This window comes from Pusillimonas sp. ANT_WB101 (assembly GCF_008369125.1).
Classification (GTDB): Bacteria; Pseudomonadota; Gammaproteobacteria; order Burkholderiales; family Burkholderiaceae_B; genus Allopusillimonas.
The window spans coordinates 513,434-529,903 of sequence record NZ_VOAY01000001.1; the positions used below are offsets into that span (position 1 = coordinate 513,434).

At 56.1% G+C, this 16,470-nt stretch carries 16 protein-coding genes; 2 read left to right on the top strand and 14 right to left on the bottom strand.

The features are described from left to right. Positions 1-3: 3 nt before the first annotated feature. From fliM to fliF, 8 genes are all read right to left on the bottom strand, one after another. The gene (gene fliM, locus FQ179_RS02520) at positions 4-996 is read right to left on the bottom strand and encodes a flagellar motor switch protein FliM (RefSeq protein WP_149395695.1); all 993 of its coding nucleotides are present in this window, start codon (positions 994-996) and stop codon (positions 4-6) included. After that, the gene (gene fliL / locus FQ179_RS02525) at positions 996-1,481 is read right to left on the bottom strand and encodes a flagellar basal body-associated protein FliL (protein WP_149395696.1); all 486 of its coding nucleotides are present in this window, start codon (positions 1,479-1,481) and stop codon (positions 996-998) included. Before fliL ends, fliM begins: the two co-directional genes overlap by 1 nt. A gap of 156 nt (positions 1,482-1,637) precedes the next feature. Further along, positions 1,638-3,068, bottom strand: a complete 1,431-nt coding sequence (locus FQ179_RS02530; protein WP_149395698.1) for a flagellar hook-length control protein FliK — start codon at positions 3,066-3,068, stop codon at positions 1,638-1,640. Between the two features lie 15 nt (positions 3,069-3,083). Further along, positions 3,084-3,527: a flagellar export protein FliJ gene (gene fliJ, locus FQ179_RS02535; RefSeq protein WP_149395700.1), complete on the bottom strand. Its 444-nt coding sequence runs from the start codon at positions 3,525-3,527 to the stop codon at positions 3,084-3,086. Beyond that, a complete protein-coding gene (gene fliI / locus FQ179_RS02540; protein ID WP_149395702.1) occupies positions 3,524-4,996 on the bottom strand; it encodes a flagellar protein export ATPase FliI in 1,473 nt (490 codons plus the stop codon). The genes fliJ and fliI overlap by 4 nt, the downstream gene beginning before the upstream one ends. After that, positions 4,983-5,756 carry a flagellar assembly protein FliH gene (locus FQ179_RS02545; RefSeq protein ID WP_188074486.1) on the bottom strand — a complete coding sequence of 258 codons (774 nt, stop codon included), beginning with the start codon at positions 5,754-5,756 and terminating at the stop codon, positions 4,983-4,985. Before FQ179_RS02545 ends, fliI begins: the two co-directional genes overlap by 14 nt. Beyond that, positions 5,749-6,750, bottom strand: coding sequence for a flagellar motor switch protein FliG (gene fliG, locus FQ179_RS02550; RefSeq protein ID WP_149395705.1), 1,002 nt, complete (start codon positions 6,748-6,750; stop codon positions 5,749-5,751). The genes FQ179_RS02545 and fliG overlap by 8 nt, the downstream gene beginning before the upstream one ends. Next, positions 6,737-8,386 carry a flagellar basal-body MS-ring/collar protein FliF gene (gene fliF, locus FQ179_RS02555; protein WP_149395706.1) on the bottom strand — a complete coding sequence of 550 codons (1,650 nt, stop codon included), beginning with the start codon at positions 8,384-8,386 and terminating at the stop codon, positions 6,737-6,739. Before fliF ends, fliG begins: the two co-directional genes overlap by 14 nt. A gap of 349 nt (positions 8,387-8,735) precedes the next feature. Between fliF and fliE the strand changes: the two genes are divergently transcribed. Continuing rightward, positions 8,736-9,071, top strand: coding sequence for a flagellar hook-basal body complex protein FliE (gene fliE, locus FQ179_RS02560; RefSeq protein WP_149395707.1), 336 nt, complete (start codon positions 8,736-8,738; stop codon positions 9,069-9,071). On the opposite strand, the gene FQ179_RS02565 is transcribed toward fliE, so the two are convergent. The 3 genes from FQ179_RS02565 to fliD are packed head-to-tail and all read right to left on the bottom strand — an operon-like array spanning position 9,010 to position 11,255. Further along, on the bottom strand, positions 9,010-9,399 hold the full coding sequence (locus FQ179_RS02565) for a flagellar protein FliT (protein WP_149395709.1): 390 nt from the start codon (positions 9,397-9,399) through the stop codon (positions 9,010-9,012). The genes fliE and FQ179_RS02565 overlap by 62 nt on opposite strands. 3 nt (positions 9,400-9,402) lie before the next feature. Next, positions 9,403-9,849 carry a flagellar export chaperone FliS gene (gene fliS / locus FQ179_RS02570; RefSeq protein ID WP_149395710.1) on the bottom strand — a complete coding sequence of 149 codons (447 nt, stop codon included), beginning with the start codon at positions 9,847-9,849 and terminating at the stop codon, positions 9,403-9,405. Then, the gene (gene fliD / locus FQ179_RS02575) at positions 9,846-11,255 is read right to left on the bottom strand and encodes a flagellar filament capping protein FliD (RefSeq protein WP_149395712.1); all 1,410 of its coding nucleotides are present in this window, start codon (positions 11,253-11,255) and stop codon (positions 9,846-9,848) included. The genes fliS and fliD overlap by 4 nt, the downstream gene beginning before the upstream one ends. Before the next feature lie 153 nt (positions 11,256-11,408). Here fliD and FQ179_RS02580 point away from each other — a divergent pair, with 153 nt between their 5' ends. Continuing rightward, positions 11,409-12,176: an RNA polymerase sigma factor FliA gene (locus FQ179_RS02580; RefSeq protein WP_149396873.1), complete on the top strand. Its 768-nt coding sequence runs from the start codon at positions 11,409-11,411 to the stop codon at positions 12,174-12,176. Positions 12,177-12,587: 411 nt separating this feature from the next. Here FQ179_RS02580 and FQ179_RS02585 read toward each other — a convergent pair whose 3' ends face one another. The 3 genes from FQ179_RS02585 to FQ179_RS02595 form a co-directional block, all read right to left on the bottom strand. Beyond that, positions 12,588-13,400: a flagellin gene (locus FQ179_RS02585; RefSeq protein ID WP_149395713.1), complete on the bottom strand. Its 813-nt coding sequence runs from the start codon at positions 13,398-13,400 to the stop codon at positions 12,588-12,590. 264 nt (positions 13,401-13,664) lie between these two features. Beyond that, positions 13,665-15,638 (bottom strand): TRAP transporter large permease subunit, encoded by a 1,974-nt coding sequence (locus FQ179_RS02590; protein WP_149395715.1) that lies wholly within the window; start codon positions 15,636-15,638, stop codon positions 13,665-13,667. Further along, positions 15,635-16,264 (bottom strand): TRAP transporter small permease subunit, encoded by a 630-nt coding sequence (locus FQ179_RS02595; protein ID WP_149395717.1) that lies wholly within the window; start codon positions 16,262-16,264, stop codon positions 15,635-15,637. The genes FQ179_RS02590 and FQ179_RS02595 overlap by 4 nt, the downstream gene beginning before the upstream one ends. Positions 16,265-16,470 lie beyond the last annotated feature (206 nt).

Consider the following 16,470-nt stretch of genomic DNA (forward strand, 5'->3'; position numbering starts at 1 on the left):
TGCTCACGTGAGTTCGGTTTCGGCGTTGACCAGCATCCGCTTCACACATAGCGCATAGCGTCCGTTGGACGTGCCATAGGTGCACTCCATGACGGGGACGCCGCCAACATGGGCCGTGATGGTGGATGGGATTTCGATGGGAAGAATGTCGTTGGTCTTTAGCGTCATGAGGTGCGCGATGCTGCTTTGTATGTGCGTAAATTCTGCGACCAGTTCAATGTCGGCGCTGCGCATCTGACGTGATAGCTGTTGTGTCCAGCGTTGGTCGACCAGGCCGGCCCCGCCTTCCTGCAATGGGCGGGTGAGCAGGTCGCGTAGTGGCTCAATCATGGAGTAGGGCAGGCAGATGTTCAGGTTGCCGCCTGTTGCGCCAAGCTCGATGTGAAATGAGGTGACCACCACAATCTCGTTGCTGCTGGTGATGCTGGCAAACTTCGTATGCATTTCAGATCGTATGTATTCAAACTCGATCGGGTGAACCTGCTCCCAGGCGCTGGCGTAACTGTCGAGCGTCAGACCAAGCAACTTGCGGATGATGCGCTGCTCGGTCATCGTGAAATCACGACCTTCGACGCGTGTGTTGTAACGCCCGTGGCCACCAAACAGGCTGTCGATCACCAGAAAGACCAGGTTGGGGTCATACGTAAACAGCGCTGCACCTCGCAGGGGCTTCATGCTCACCATATTAAGGTTGCTGGGTACTGGCAAGTTACGTTCGAAGTCAGCGTATTTTTGTATGCGTATGGGGCCCACCGTAATGTCGGCATTGCGGCGCATAAAACTAAGTAGGGTTGACCGCAGACGCCTGCCGAACAACTCGTTGATGAGCTCCAGCGTTTGCATGCGGTGGCGCACGACACGGTCTGGTGAGCTAAGGTCGTACGATCTGACACCACCACTGTCAGCACGCTGCGATGGGGCGTCAGGGCTTTCGCCCGTTACGCCCGCAAGTAGTGCATCGACTTCATCTTGCGAGAGCTGGCTTTGATACGACATTACTGAACCACGAAAGCGGTGAACAGCACATCGTTAACGCGCGGGCCTGTTGGCTCAGGCACATAGGGCTGGCTGATTTCGCTGCGCAACTGCTGTACCAGATGCTGGCGTCCATCAGCAGTCTGTACGGTGTCGGCGTCTTGCTGGGCAAGCAGGCTGAGTATGCGGTCACGTACTTCTGGCATGTAACGCGTCAGAGTTCGTGCTGAATCGTCGTCCGCCACGCGCAGCGTGATGCCTACGTAAAGAATGCGGCGCTTGTACCCGCTGTTCAGAGTGACCGTAAAGGGGTCAAGCTCGACGAAGATAGGGCTGGGCATGGCAGCAGGCGCTGATGTGCGGGGGCTCTCTCCGGCAGTGGCCTTGCGGATGGCGAGTGCATCATAAAAATACAAGGTTGCTGAGGTGCTGCCTGCCGCGATTAAGGCGGCGGTAAGCAGGGAGCGGAGTGTTTTGGTGCGTTTGCTGGGTGTGCTCTGGGGCATAGCCTGTCGGCGGGAAGTTTAAGTATCGACGTGATTGTGCCGGATGCGGGCACAGCACGTGGTACGGAATAATGCAGTTAATTTGTGTTAGCTCTGTTGATTAACGACGGTGGTGAGGCACGGACTCGTGCGCGCGGCGATGCGGGGCTGGCTCGATCAGGCGTAGGTATCCACCAGTGCGTCAGATGACTGAGGCACGCGTGTCTGGTTTAGCGACGTTGCGACGGAGCCGTCCGACGCATCGGGGGTGTCTGGCTTTTGTATGGCGGCTTGGTCGTTGCGCTGATCGTGCTCACTGAAAGCCCTGCTTTCCTGCCCGAAATTGCTGACGCTAGTGTGCCCCAATGTCAGTCCTGCTTGCCACAATTGTTGCTGCAGTTGGGGCAACGCCTGTTCTACCGCCTGGCGCACTGATGCATGCGCCGACACAATGAGAGCCTGAGCGACCTTGTCATGTACCTGAAGGGTAATGTGCAAGGGTCCAAGTTCAGGGGGATTCAGCCGCAGATCCACGCTTTGCAAGGTACCGTGGTTGCGTTGCGCCAGGGCGGTAAGCTGGCGGCTGAACTCGGGTGCCCATGCTGGGCTGCCCAGCGATGCTGCCACGACCACAGGCAGGTTGGGCGGGGCTGAAGACGCCGACATTGTTGGGGCTCCAGGCGCTGCTGTTGTCAGGATGGTTGCGCTGCCACCCGGTATTGGCGCGTCGTTGGTACGAAGGATGTCGTCGCCCATAGCTGCGGTGCTACCTGCTACGCTGGGTTGGTGATCAGTGAACCCGCCTGACGCAGACTGTGCTCCGCGTTCAGCCATGTTTTCCAGAGCCTCCATAACGTCCGTCAAAGATGTCATGGCCGGATCAGATAACGCCGTTTCAAGACGTGTCTGCATAAGCGTGACGGCACGCAAGGCCCCGGCTGTTGTTTCGCCGTCAGCGACAGTGTCGCGTCGCAGTACGTGTGATGCCAGACGAGGTTTATATGCTTGTTCTGTAAGTGAGGCCGCTGAGTTGGCCATATTGTGCGCAAGCGGCGCATGGTCTGTGGTGCTCACAGCATTCGTATGGGTCGCTGCTAACGCAAGCGGCAACAAGCCATCCAAAGGGCCTGTGTGGGTAGGCCTAGTGTTTCCTTGTTTCAGGTTGGCATCCATAAAGTTTTGCAAGGTTTCTGTAGATTCCTCGGTCTTGCCGGCGGGCGAAAAATGCTCGGCGGCCTGTGCGGCGGTGGCCATGACGCTGTGTACGACAATGGCGAGTGCGGTGCTATCTTCAGATTTGTTGTGGTCGTGTGCAGAGTGAGCACGTTCAGACGGAGCGAGAAGTGGCAGACCTACTTGGGCCTGCTGGCTGCAGACATGTGTGCAGCAAGCTTCGTCTGCACCATGTTCTCGCCAGATCGACCTCGGAAACGAGGTCGACCCACCGCCTTTGAGAAACTGTGGCGTGTGTGTCAATGGTTTATCTTCGTTGTTAGCCTGATGGCTGGCCAGAATATCTTCAAACCCGGTCCGCTCCGACCCAGCATCGTGTTTTGCAGTAAGTGTGGCAGGCTGGCTGGCAATAGACGTTATGGTGGGAATTGTCATGAGAGGGCTCACTGATCAAGTGTTGTGCATGTAGTGCATACGGGCGGACGTTTCATCGTTGGCAATCTGCTCGCTGCGGTTTTCCAGCTCACGCTGACGGGAACGCGCACGCGTTTCCAGCGCTTCGAAGGCGTTGAGGCGACGTTTTCCCGTCTGCCAGTATTGGCGTTTTTCCCGCACTTGCGTCTCTTGGCGCGCAACAACATGGCTTTGCTGTGAAATCGCTGCATCCAGTGTGGTGATGAACTGTCTGAAATTCTTAAGGCTTGAAGCGGGCAATCCGATTTGTACGGCCTGTTGCAAGCGACGCGCATAATCGAGACGGTAGTCGTGCAGCAACGTAAGCTGAGCCTGGGCACGCTGGCGTTCGTTCGCAAGCAGATATAGTTCTTTGCCTGCTTTTTGCGCAGCGTGTCGAGCCAGATTCATGAGAGCTTGAAAGGCGTGGGCCTTGTTCATGGCTGGTAATCCCCGATTGGTATCGGCGTTTCGTGAACGCCTGTAGCGTGCGCCAATGACTCGGCAGCGCTGACATAGTCGATGCCGCTTGCTGTGTCTTGCTGCAGATAGGCTTCGAGGTAGGGGTATCGGGCAACCGCCTCATCAATCTGCGTATCGTTTCCGGGTGTGTAAGCGCCAACGGCGATCAGGTCGTGGTTGCGCTGGTAGCGGGACAGCAGTTGCTTGAAGCGGTGCGCCAAAGCTATTTGGGTGGCTGGCACCACGGCCGTCATTACACGTGAAATCGAGGCTTCGATGTCAATAGCCGGGTAATGCCCCGATTCTGCCAAGCGGCGTGACAGCACAATGTGGCCATCCAGTATGGCGCGGGCTGAGTCGGCGATGGGGTCATGCTGGTCGTCGCCCTCCGTTAGCACGGTGTAAAACGCGGTGATCGAGCCGGGGGCTTGTCCATTTTCTGAAGCGCCGTTGCCGGCGCGTTCGACCAGCGCAGGAAGCCGGGTAAAGACCGAGGGCGGGTAACCCTTGGTGGCAGGTGGCTCACCAATGGCCAGAGCAATTTCGCGCTGCGCCATGGCATAACGTGTTAATGAATCCATAATTAACAGCACATGGCGGCCCTGATCACGGAAATGCTCGGCCAGTCGGGTGGCATACACTGCGCCTTGCATGCGCAGCAACGGTGAGACATCAGCCGGCGCTGCAATTACCACCGATCGGCACAGCCCGTCTGGCCCTAGATTGTGTTCAATAAATTCTTTGACCTCGCGTCCGCGTTCGCCGATCAGGCCCACGACAATGACGTCTGCCTGTGTGTATCTGGCCATCATTCCCAGCAGTACGCTTTTCCCCACGCCTGAACCGGCGAATAAACCCATGCGTTGTCCACGACCGACGGTGAGCAAACCGTTAATGGCCCGTACCCCGACGTCTAGCACGGTATCAATAGGGGCCCGCAACAGGGGGTTGATGTACCGAGCAGAAAGTGAGGCGGTTGGTACAGCGTGAAGATCGCCCAAGCGGTCGAGAGGTTGGCCAGCGCCGTCCAGCACGCGTCCCAAAAGTTCTTCACCCACGGGTAGATGGCGGGATAATACGGGAGCTGTGTGCGTGGCCTGAGTGAGTGCGGACTGCGGGGTTTGGTGTTGTGGACCAGGTGGTACGGCAGCCACCCTGGCACCAGGCTGTAGCCCTAAAATATCGCTGTGTGGCATCAGGTAAAGAGTCTGACCATGAAAGCCTACCACCTCAGCATCGACCCAGTGGCTGGAGCCAGGTGTGATTTCTATACGGCATGCAGCGCCGACGGCGAGGCTAAGCCCAGTGGCCTCCAGTACCAGACCCGTGGCGCGCGTTACCTTGCCGTGTAAAGCGAGCATATCGGTCGCGGCAACATGCTGTGCGCTTGAACGAAGTAAGGCTCGCCAGCGGTCAGGGGCCATGTGTGCCGGCTTAGCTTTTTGCATGGTCAGCCTGCGCGATCCAGGGCAGCGTGTAGCCCAGAGAAGACGTGGCACGCTCCCATCGCTTCGCCAGGGTTGCATCAATGCTGCTGGCAGATGTTTCCACAATGCAGTCGCCACGCTCCAGCGTGGGTTCTGGCACGATGCACCAGCGCTGCACTGTGCTACGGCTTTCAAGATATGGACGCAGCGCGGCTTCATCGTCCGGGTGTATACGCAAGGTCAATAAAGCCTGGTCGTTTGCATTGACGCGCAGTATCTGGCCAACCAAGTCGGTAATGTGGCCGGGTTGGGTGGTCAGCGTGCTTTGCAGTATGTGTTGTGCAATGTGCAGGGCGAGTTCGACAAGCTGGTGCCCAAGCTCTGCTTCCAGAGTATGGAGCGCGTCTGCGCAGGCGTCTGCCAAATGTGCGAGACGTTGTGCTTCTTGTTGCGCCTGCGCCTGGCCGGATGAATGGCCTTCGGTATAGCCCGCATCATAACCAGCCGAGTGCCCGTTGCGGTGACCGTCACGTGTACCTTCTTCGAGCCCTTGCGCATAACCCTCTTGATAGCCCTGTGCCTGCCCTTGCCCACGGGCGGTCTCATACAGGCAGTTTGCATCAGCACGGGCAGCGTCGTCATCAACGTTTAACCTGGCCGTGCCGCTTGGCGCATGCCCGTTGGGTCGATCAGCGTCGCCCGTAGGGCCGCCAGGCAGGGGGGCGGGCTGCCAGCGACGCCATTTCTTGAGGCGTTCGGCAGTAATCGTATGTTTAGACATACTCGTCATTGCCCAGACCCGTCAGGCTAAATTGCCCGGCTTCGGCCAGCTTTCGCGTAACTTGCACAATACGCTTCTGCTCTGCATCAACCGTGGACATGCGCACGGGGCCTTGCGCCTCAAGGTCATCGCGCAACATGACGGCCGCACGGTTCGACATATTGCGGAAAAATTTCTCGCACAGCTCTGGCGCGGCGCCTTTCAGTGCAATGGTGAGCGATGCGGTATCGATCTCGGCCAGTATCAATCGGATGGCGGTATCTTCAAGCTGTATCAGGTTATCGAATACAAACATTTCGTCGACAATGCGTTGGGCCAGATCCGCATCGAGTTCGCGCAGACTGTTCACCACCGCTTCTTCATCTGAAGAGTTCATGAAGTTCAATATTTCTGCAGCCGTACGCACACCGCCCATTTTGCTGCGTTTCGCACCTTGGCCTGCCAGCACACCGTTTAGAACTTCAGTCAGTTCATGCAGGGCTGAGGGCTGAACGCCGCCGAACGTGGCGATGCGCAACATGACATCGTTGCGCAGTCTTTCGTTCAGCAGCGCCAGCACTGCCGATGCACGGTCGCGTTCAAGGTGCACCAGTATGGTGGCAATGATTTGCGGGTGTTCGTCTGAGATCAACTCGGCGACACTGGTTGCTTCTAGCCAGTTAAGGGCGTCGATACCGCTGCCATTATTGCCGGCTTCGAGAATATCTTCGATCAGGCCAGCAGCCCGATCTGTGCCCAGGGCTTTGGTCAGCACGGCGCGGATGTATTCATCGGAACCCAGTGTGACCGCCATGAATTGATCTGCTTCTTGACGAAAGTCCTCAAGTACCTGGTCCACATCGCCGCGTGTGACCTGTCGCAGATTGGCCATGGCGCTGCCGATGCGCTGCACTTCGGGCGGGGTAAGATACTTGAAGACCTCTGCAGCAGCGTCTTCACCCAGCGACATCATAAGGATGGCGCACCGATCCAGATTGGCTTCAACCGTTGTCATTAGACTTCTCCATCCAGGTGCGCAGCACCATTGCCACGGCGCGCGGGTCTTTTTCGGCGAGAGTGCGAGCGGTATTCAGATTTTCTTCGTAGCGGCTGAGTTCACCCGCCAATCGTTCTTCTGCCAGGTCGCGCTCTTGTGCATCGGTAAGGGCTACAGGACGGTCATCTTCTGCGACTGTCACCACCCGCGGTGGGGCCAGTAGCGGTTTGATAATGGCTCTCCATACCAAGTACAGACCCAGTGCGATTAGCAAATACCGAATAAGTCGCATGCCGTATTCGAGGTAAACAGGGTCTTGCCACATCGGGACTGCCGTATCGGTGCCTTCGTTGAACGCGCTATTAATGACGCTTAGCGTGTCGCCTCGTTCTTCTGAGTAACCTATGGCTTGTCTGACCAGTTCGGTCAGTCTGTCCAGCTCATCGGCAGGCAAAGGCTCTGCCTTGTCGTCAAACTGGCGGTAGTTGACAACAACTGCTACGGAGAGCCGACGCAAGGTGCCCAGAGGATTTTTGGTGTGACTAATGGTGCGATCGACTTCATAGTTGATGGTCGCGTCGTCGCGTGTTGATCCACTGCCTTGCTGTTGAACGCCTGTTGCTGCGAGAGCAGTTGGGTTGCCTGGCGCGTTGTTGGCAGATGCTGCCGAAGGTGGTGTCTGTATGGGAGCGACGGCATTGACAGGAGGCTGGTTGGTCAGAGCCCCAGGCACACCCTGAGGCGGCTGCGTGTTGGTCTGCGCTGAGGCGCTGGTTTGCTTGCTGCGCACGGCTGCTTCGCCGGGCAATTGATTGGGCCGGTATGTTTCAGAGGTTTGTTCCCGGTGCACAAAGTCAACATCTGCGCTGACCTGTGCGCGTACATTTTCGGGCCCCACCAGGGGGCTCAGCAGAGCAAGAATTTTCTGTACGGTACGTTGCTCAATGTCATTGACCAGGTTGCGGCGAGAACCATCGGCGCCTGCCTCACCGGATGGTGGGGTCAGCAGACGGCCATTTTGGTCTACCACCGATACTTTCTGTGGGTCAAGATGAGGCACGCTGGACGAAACCAGCCAGGTAATGGCCGAAACCTGGGCTTCTGTGAGGCTGCGGCCGGGATAAAGTGTGAGCAGTACCGAGGCAGTAGGCGGCTGTCGCTCCCGCACAAACAGTGATTCTCTGGGTAGGGCCAGGTGTACCCGCGCACGTTGCACAGCATGCAGTGCTTCGACTGACTGAGCCAGCTCGCCCTCCAGAGCACGTTGGTAAGTGACTTGTTCCGAAAACTGGCTGGCCCCGAAGCGTGTCTGATCCAGCAGGCCAAAGCCTGTTTCGCCGCTGCGTGGCAGGCCTTTCTGGGCCAACAGCAGACGAGCTTCGTGTACCTTGTCGGCAGGCACCATAATGGCCTGGCCTGCGCCCGCCAATCGGTAAGAAACATTCATCTGCTCGAGTGCTGTCACAATTGCGCCACCGTCGCGATCTTCAAGATTGGCGAACAACACGCGGTAGTCTGGGCGGCCTGCCCATAAAAAGGCGCCGACAACCAGTGTGACTGCTATCGATGCGACGCCCAGCTGCACCGGACGGGGCCACGCTGCGATCCGGCTCACTGCGGGGAATCGCTCAGCCCACAGGGTCCACGTCTTCATTTAGCGCCTCGTGCTTTTTGAGCGGACGAACAGAGTAAATGACATGGGGCGTATGCTGAGGCGTGGGTAGACATGCGGTGATACAAGATTTGGACAGCCTGAATTATGGTTGCTTGAGTCAGGACGGCAAGCGGTGAAAAGCGCAGCTTTTGGGTGTTATTTAGGTTTAATGGGTTCTCGCCCAAAAGACGGCACTATAGGTGTCTACTCTCAGTGCATTAACGTCAAACAGCCCTGTGTTTTGGTAGCTTTTGAGGCAGTGCTTATTGCGCATGCACAGGTATAGTCTTGTGGCTCAGGCCGTCCGGGCCGTGCCATGTGTTTTCGTCTTATTATTTTGCCTACTCTCATGACAGTTCAACACATTTCCAGCGTTCAGAATCTGCTTGCGCAAATGCGCGCGGCAGCCAAAGCCGCATCATCATTGGCTCCTGTTCACCATGAACAAGTGCCTGCGGGGTCCGGTAGCTTTGCTACTGAGTTGTCACGCTCTCTGGCGCGCGTATCGAGCATGCAAAATGAAGCAGCCGCGCAAGCGCGCGCCTTTCAACTGGGGGAACCCGGTGTCTCGCTTAACAATGTCATGATCGACATGCAGAAAGCGGGTATTGCTTTTCAGGCCACTATTCAGGTTCGCAACCGTCTGGTGGCGGCCTATCAGGAAGTGGCTGGTATGGCCGTTTGAATTGAATGCTTCGCCCTAAGTAGGCATCAAGCACGTGACGCTGCCGACGAAGATCACCCAGAAGTTTTCCCAGGCGACCCATCTCGGGTGAGATGAGTGCGCGTATAGCTGCGTCGGCATCGAGTATGCGGGTTAGAAGTGCCTGGCGCTCTGCACGCGACTGCTCGGACAGTGTGGGACTAGCCCGCAATAGTTCGACTGCGGCCGTATATTCGTTGGCCAGCAATGCCACCTCGTTCCAATGGTTGGATCTGGCACAACACAGCATGCGCTCGGCGATGTTAACAATGGTCTGATAGCGGCACTGTATGGGAGAACATGTGTCCATGCTTCAAGCCCTTGGGGTTGGTGTCGCAGCGTGATGGTTGGGCGAATCAACGGCAGTGCGCCAGGCACTGCCTAAGTTTGCAAGCAGACGCTCCGCTATCAGGAGCTTGTCGGGATCACTATTGAGGTTGGCCAGTAGCAGGTTGCGTATGACCTGGTCGTAAACCGTGACCAGGTTTCTTGCGAGCTCGCCGCCTTCTTCCAGATTGACGCTTGCCTTAAGACCGCTGCCGACGATTTCGATGGCCTTGGAAATAGCGTTGCCGCGTTCCTGGATATTGCCCTGCTGCATATAGAGGTGTGCTTTGGAAATGGCTGCCTGTGCACCGTCAAACAGCAAAGTGATCAAATGGGCGGGGTTGGCGCCAAACACTTGTGTCTGCAGGCCTATACGCGTGTAGGCTTGAGTGGCATGACGTCTATGGGGGTTGCTGGCCTGGGTGTAGGTCATGAACGGGCCTTGTTCTGTGCGCCCAGCATGGACAGTTGTTGCGTAAGGTAATTACTGACGGAGCTCATTTGGGCGATGAGGGTGTCCAGTTGCACGAACTGCTGACGATAGTTTTCGAGCTTTCGATCGATACGGTCAGAGGTGCTGTTGTACTGGTCTTGCAGACCCTTAAGAGTGGTGCTCATGCCTCCTGTGGCGGTATTGATAATGCCGTCGCTCTTCAGGTACAAATTGGCGGTTGTAGTAACCCGCGAAGCGATACCGTTGGTACCCGAAAATAGTCTTGTAACGTCATTCGGGTTGGCGTCAAGCGCTGAAGCCAGTTTGCCGCTGTCTAGAATAAGCATGCCGGTGCTGGGTTCCGTTGTAATGCCTAGTTGAGACAGTGTGCGTAACTCGCCCGAGTCAAGTGCAACATTAAGGGTGTTACGCATCTGGGTTTGTACGCGCCGGGCCAGGCTGTCGCCAGTCAGCGCACTGGCCGACTGGCTTTCAACGTTATAGCTGGTAAGGTTTGTGACTACGTTTTGAAGGTTGTTATACGCCGACACAAAGCGCTCGACGACCGAAAGGGCAGGCTTGTCATCGCGGGTGACTGATAGTGTGGTGGGTACACTGCCTGTGGTGTTGCTTAGCTGCAGGGTTATACCTTCGATGGCGTTTTCAATTGTGTTGCTTTGGCTGCTTATATTGATGCCGTTAATGTTGATTAAAGCGGGCCTGCCTTCGGTGGCCTGCGTCAGGCCGCCTGCTTGCTCAGGGGTGTTGGCATTAAAGCCAAACATACGGGCCAGCTCTGATTCGGCCCCAATACCGGTAACCGTTATGGCCCGTACCGAGCCCACATCGCCTGATTCGGCTGCGGTAATCAGCAGACGGTAGGGTTGCGCGCTGCCGTCGTTGATTACCGTTGCACGTATGCCTAGGCCAGGCTGACCATTAATGGCTGCGGCAATGCCGTCGAGCGTCGTGGCATTTTGTGCAAGCGTAAGTGGTTGGGCTTGGATGCTTGTGCCTACCGTAATATTGAGCGTTACATCGGTGGTGGACAATGTGCGGCTGCGACTGTCCAGACCCTGGCTGGTTAATGCCTGGTGTGTGGCCAGTTGGTTCACATTAATGCTGTAGTTGCCAACCGTGGCTTTGGTTGAGGCGCTGGCAGTAAACCCTTCGCCGCTGATGCGGGTGGCGTGCGCGCCAAATGCTTCAGCATTGGCGAGGTCTCTGGCAGCCGTCTGAAAGTCTTCTAGTGCGTTTTTGATGGTGCCATACGCCGATATACGATTTTGCACCGCTTCAGTGCGATTCTTGAGCAGCGTTAGTGGCGAACTTTCTGCTGCACGCAAGTTGCTTAGCAATTCGTTCAGGGGTAGACCCGATCCGACGCCGATTGAGGATAAAGCCATGAACAATTCCTTGAGTAATAATCTCTGGTTACGGCAGCGCGGAGCCGATGTTTAATCGTGTAATCAGCTGGGCGATTGCATTGCAGCTCTTGGAAACAGATAGGCGTATGCGTGGCGACAATAGGCTTCCAGAATTTTCTTTCCTGCCACTGCATGCCCAGCACCGAAGACCTTCTTGTGGCACAGTACGTACCGCTTGTTCGTCGCCTTGCCTTGCAACTCGCGGCCAGACTGCCGTCCAGTGTCGAACTTGATGACCTGGTTCAGGCCGGCATGATGGGCTTGCTCGATGCCGTGAGACGATACAAAGAAATGCCCAGTGCTCAGTTTGATACGTATGCGGTGGCCCGTATACGGGGCGCCATGCTGGACGAACTGCGCGCTCAAGATTGGCTGCCTCGATCGGTTCGCAGCAAGTCCAGGCAGATCGAGCAGGCCGTGTCGGAGCTGGTGCAAAGCCTAGGGCGCGCACCCACCGAGACGGAGACCGCGCAGGCGCTTGGCTTATCACTGCGTGACTATCAGTCTTTGCTTGAGGAGGCGCAGGGTGCTCAGGTCATTCATTATGAAGACCTGGCTGGCCAGGGCCAGGATGGAGATCATGCACTTGACGTGGCCATGATAGGTGGCCCGGCCAGTGAGGAACAATGGCAAGACAACCCGCTTCATCAGCTCGTTTCAAAAGGTTTGCGCCAGGCGCTGGTTGCAGCTATTTCGGCCTTGCCTGAGCGCGAGGCGTTGCTGCTTTCCCTGCAGTTTGAGCGCAACCTGAACCAACGAGAAATCGCTGCAGTAATGGGTTTGACCGAAGGGCGGGTGTCACAGATAAGGTCGCAGGCCGTGGCACGCATACGTGCGAGCCTGGCTGCCCACCATTGGCACGAACGGCCTGAAGAAGCTGCCTTGCATAGTCTTGTTTAGCAAGTGGGCAGCAGCCTCCAGATGTGCGGCTGTTTTAAGGCGAAGCGCGCACTGCTGGCAGAGGTGCGCCTGATAAACAGGTGACTGAACTTGTAGCGGTTGCCGGCCTGCGACGATGATATCTTCGGCAGATGTGAGCCTGGCAAGTTGAACGACAATTTCGACATGTTGAACCAGAGCCACAAGAACCTGCACTATGCGTTTGAGCGTGATGTTCAGAAGCGTATAAGGACGCCGTTGCGGCATCGTGGGCTGCGCCATGCTTATAGTTGTTTGGGTGTGGTTTTTTAACGCTGAAATTGTTGTTGTTAGTTTGACTGCAGTTCGATGATCAGATCGTGTGATCAAAAAGCAAGTTTGGGCTGAGTTCTGTATTGCACAGCGCTCAGCCCTTTTTCAGAATACCGCGAATTAACGCAGCAGCGACAGAACGGTTTGCGGAACCTGATTAGCTTGCGCCAGCACTGCTGTACCAGCCTGTTGCAGAATCTGTGCGCGGGTCATGTTGGACACTTCTACGGCATAGTCGGCGTCTTCGATGCGCGAACGTGCGGCAGACAGGTTGGTAATGGTGTTGTTCAGGTTGTTGACGGTGGAGGAGAGACGGTTTTGCACCGCACCCAGATTGCTGCGGGCATCGTCCACCACTTTCAGTTGCGCGTCGACAGCGGTAATGGCGGCTTTTGCGTCGGTGACCACGTCAAACGTACCGGCCGTTAGATCTGTGGCATTTACCAGTGCATTGGCACCGATTTCGATGGTGTCGTTGTCAGTGGCGTTGGCGCCTACCTGGATGGCGACAGCTTCGCCGGTGAAGAGGGCCTGGTTATTGAAGGTTGCGCCATTGGCGATGCGGGCGATTTCAGCAACGCGTTGCCCGATTTCTACCTGTATGGACGCCTTGTCGTCACCGTTGTTGGTGCCGCTTGCTGCCTGGGTTGCCAGCTCACGAATGCGCTGCAGGTTATTGTTGATTTCGTTCAGGTTGCCTTCGGCGGTTTGCGCCAGCGAAATACCGTCGTTGGCATTACGGGCCGCCTGGGTCATGCCGCGTATCTGGGCAGTCATGCGGTTGGCAACAGCCTGACCGGCGGCGTCATCTTTGGCGCTGTTGATACGCAGCCCCGACGACAGGCGTTCGATGGCGACACCAAGCGATGATTGCGATTTATTGAGATTGCCCTGGGCAATCAGTGAGAGTGAGTTGGTGTTGATAACTGACATGGATAGCTCCTGGTTGAATGACGTGGCGAAAGTGCATTCGCCCTGATGTCAGAGAGAAACCAGCACTTCATGCAGGCTGTTGTTAGCCATGCAGGTGAGTGCCGCTTTCTTCCCGTACAGAAGCTTTTACGGCCGTGTGCAGAGTATCTTTAGTGTGGCAAGCCGCATAAAAGCAACGCTAAAAAAAACCGGCCCCAATTAGGAGCCGGTTTGTGGCAGGAGCGTCTGACGCCTGCTTGTGGCAGGGTCAGCTAGACGTTAACGTTAGTACAACACCCTTGGCAGCCACAAGCCAATTCCTGGGAATATGTATAGCAGCACGATAGCCACTATCTGTATGCCCATGAAAGGCAGCATGCCCAAGAATATTTGGTTAAGCGTGACATGTGGCGGCGAGACACCTTTAAGGTAAAACGCCGACATGGCAACCGGTGGTGAAAGAAACGCCGTCTGCAGGTTTAGCGCTACCAACAGACCGAAAAACAGCGGATCTATTTGGTAGTGCGCTAGCAAGGGCAAGAAGATCGGCATAAAGATGACGATAATTTCTGTCCATTCTAGCGGCCAGCCCAGCAAGAAAATAACAACCTGCGCCATGATCAGAAATTGCACAGGTGTCAGGTCCATGCCCAGAACCCAGGTGTTGATGATTTCTTGGCCACCAAGCAGCGCAAAGGCGGCAGAGAAAATACTAGACCCTACAAACAGCCAACACACCATGGCGCTGGTTTTGGCGGCCAAGTACACCGACTCTTTCAGCACATCATACTTTAGTCGGCGATAGGCAATCGCCAGCAAGATCCCGCCAAACGAGCCCATGGCAGCGGCTTCAGATGGTGTGGCAAACCCGAAGACGATACTGCCCAGCACAGCCAGTATCAGGATTGCCAGGGGGAAGAACGAGGTCAGCAGCATCTTGAAGATCTCAAGACGAGCCAGGGTCAGAAATGCATAGTAGGCAATGAGCAATGCTACGCCGATAGCAAGTGCAATCCAGAAGCCCCTTGGTGTATCGAGCCGTTCAACCACGGGCTCGCTGGCAGCAGGTGTTGCAGCAGGCGTTGCTGCAGCGGACGCTGTAGCGGCGCCGGATGGCTCAGTCAGGGCACTTCCTGGAGGCTCTTGCAGACCACTCGCACCTGGAGGCTCTTGCAAACCACCAGCAACGGGTGGCTCCTGCAAACCGCCGCTAAGGGGCGGTTCAGCCAAGCCTCCGCCCAACGACGAGTCGTTATAGCTGTCAAAGCCCATGCCCATTTCCATCAGGTGGGCGTCAGCTGTTTTCTCTGGAGTCGTGACAATGTTGTGCGTGAGGCCCATGGCGCCAATAAAAAACAGCGCAGGAAGCAGGACGATGAGCAGGTTTCTGGAGAGTACAGACATGGGCACGTCGGCATTCTGCTTACCTTTCATCGCGCTCAGGATGCCGGGTAAAGCACGGTTGCTGAAGTCGTGCTTAATGGACTGCGCAAAGGCAGGCAGCGTGACGCGGCGCTCTGCTTCAGACAGGGGGGGGGCCGACTTGGGGCTGACTTTCGCTACGATGATGACATATGTGACATAAAGACCTGCCAACATGAGACCCGGGAAGAAAGCACCAGCGTACAGCTTGACCACCGAAACGCCTGCGACAGCGCCATACACAATTAACAGTACGGACGGAGGGATCATAATGCCGAGACAACCGCCCGCCGTAATACAACCGGCGGTCAGCCGCACACTGTAGCCTGCCTTGAGCATGGCCGGCATGGCCAGCAAGCCCATAAGTGTTACGACGGCACCGACAATACCTGTGGCCGTGGCAAACACGGCGCAGGTAACAATGGTAGCGACCGCGAGCGAACCAGGCAGACGAGCCATTGCCAAATGCAGGCTTTTGAACAGCTTTTCAATGAGGTTGGCACGCTCAACGAGGTAGCCCATGAAAATGAACAAAGGCACTGCAATCAGCACATCGTTGGTCATGACCGCATAGGTGCGAAGCACCATCAGGTCCAATGTTTGATTAATGGCGATTTCGGGTCCCATTCCCCGATAGGCCAAATAGGTAAACATGACCCCCATGCCCATGAGCGTGAAGGCAGTGGGAAACCCAAGCATGATGGTGACCACAATCAACGCCAGCATCAGCAGGCCTAAATGCCCATTGGTGATGTCCGCTGGTGCAGGCATCATGACGGCGATGGCAATGACGATAGCAATCAGTATAGAGAGACCGAACCAGACTTCTTTTCTCATGGCTGGCTTCCTTCTTTGTTTCTGTTCATTACGTATTGGTCCAGCTCTTCCATATCGGGGTTTACGTGCACCATACTTTTGAGTTTTTCGACGTCAACTTCTTCCACGTCGTCTTCACGTTTCGGCCATTCACCGTTCTTCAGGCACTTAATGCAGGCCACGACTTCAACAATGCCTTGCAGCAGCAAGGCAATGCCAGCAAACGGAATGACAAATTTGAACGGGTAGATGGGTGGGCCGTCAGCCGTGATGGTGGAGTGTTCGTTAATCATGAAAGACTCCGAGGCATAGCTCCAGCCTGCCCAGGCCAGCGCAATAACGCCGGGGAAGAAAAACAGGAAGTACAGCGTCAAATCCAGCGAAGCCTGCAGGCGCGGTGGAAAGAAGCCATAGAGTACGTCGCCCCGGACGTGGCCGTTTTTAGACAACGTGTAGGCGCCCGCCATCATGAAAAGCGTGCCGTACATCATATTCATGGCATCGAAAGCCCACGAATGGGGTGCTGCAAACGCATAACGCGAAAACACCTCATACGTAACAAAGAGCGTTAATACAAGAACGAACCAGCCAAACAGCTGGCCAATCCAGGTGTTCATGCGGTCGATCGCAAGCAAAATATTCGGCATGGTGCGGCTACCTTGCGGTTAATAAAAAAATGTGGCAGAACCCGGGTGAACACTCGCTATGGAAAGCAGGCCATAGCTCAAGTTCGCCGTTTAGCCTGTATAGACCAACGTGTTTCTCAGCGAGCTGGCAAGCCTTCAGCCGCCATACTGCCGCCGGCCATGGTCTGGGTTCGGCGGGAGTGTGGTCGGTTAACTGGAGGTGAGTG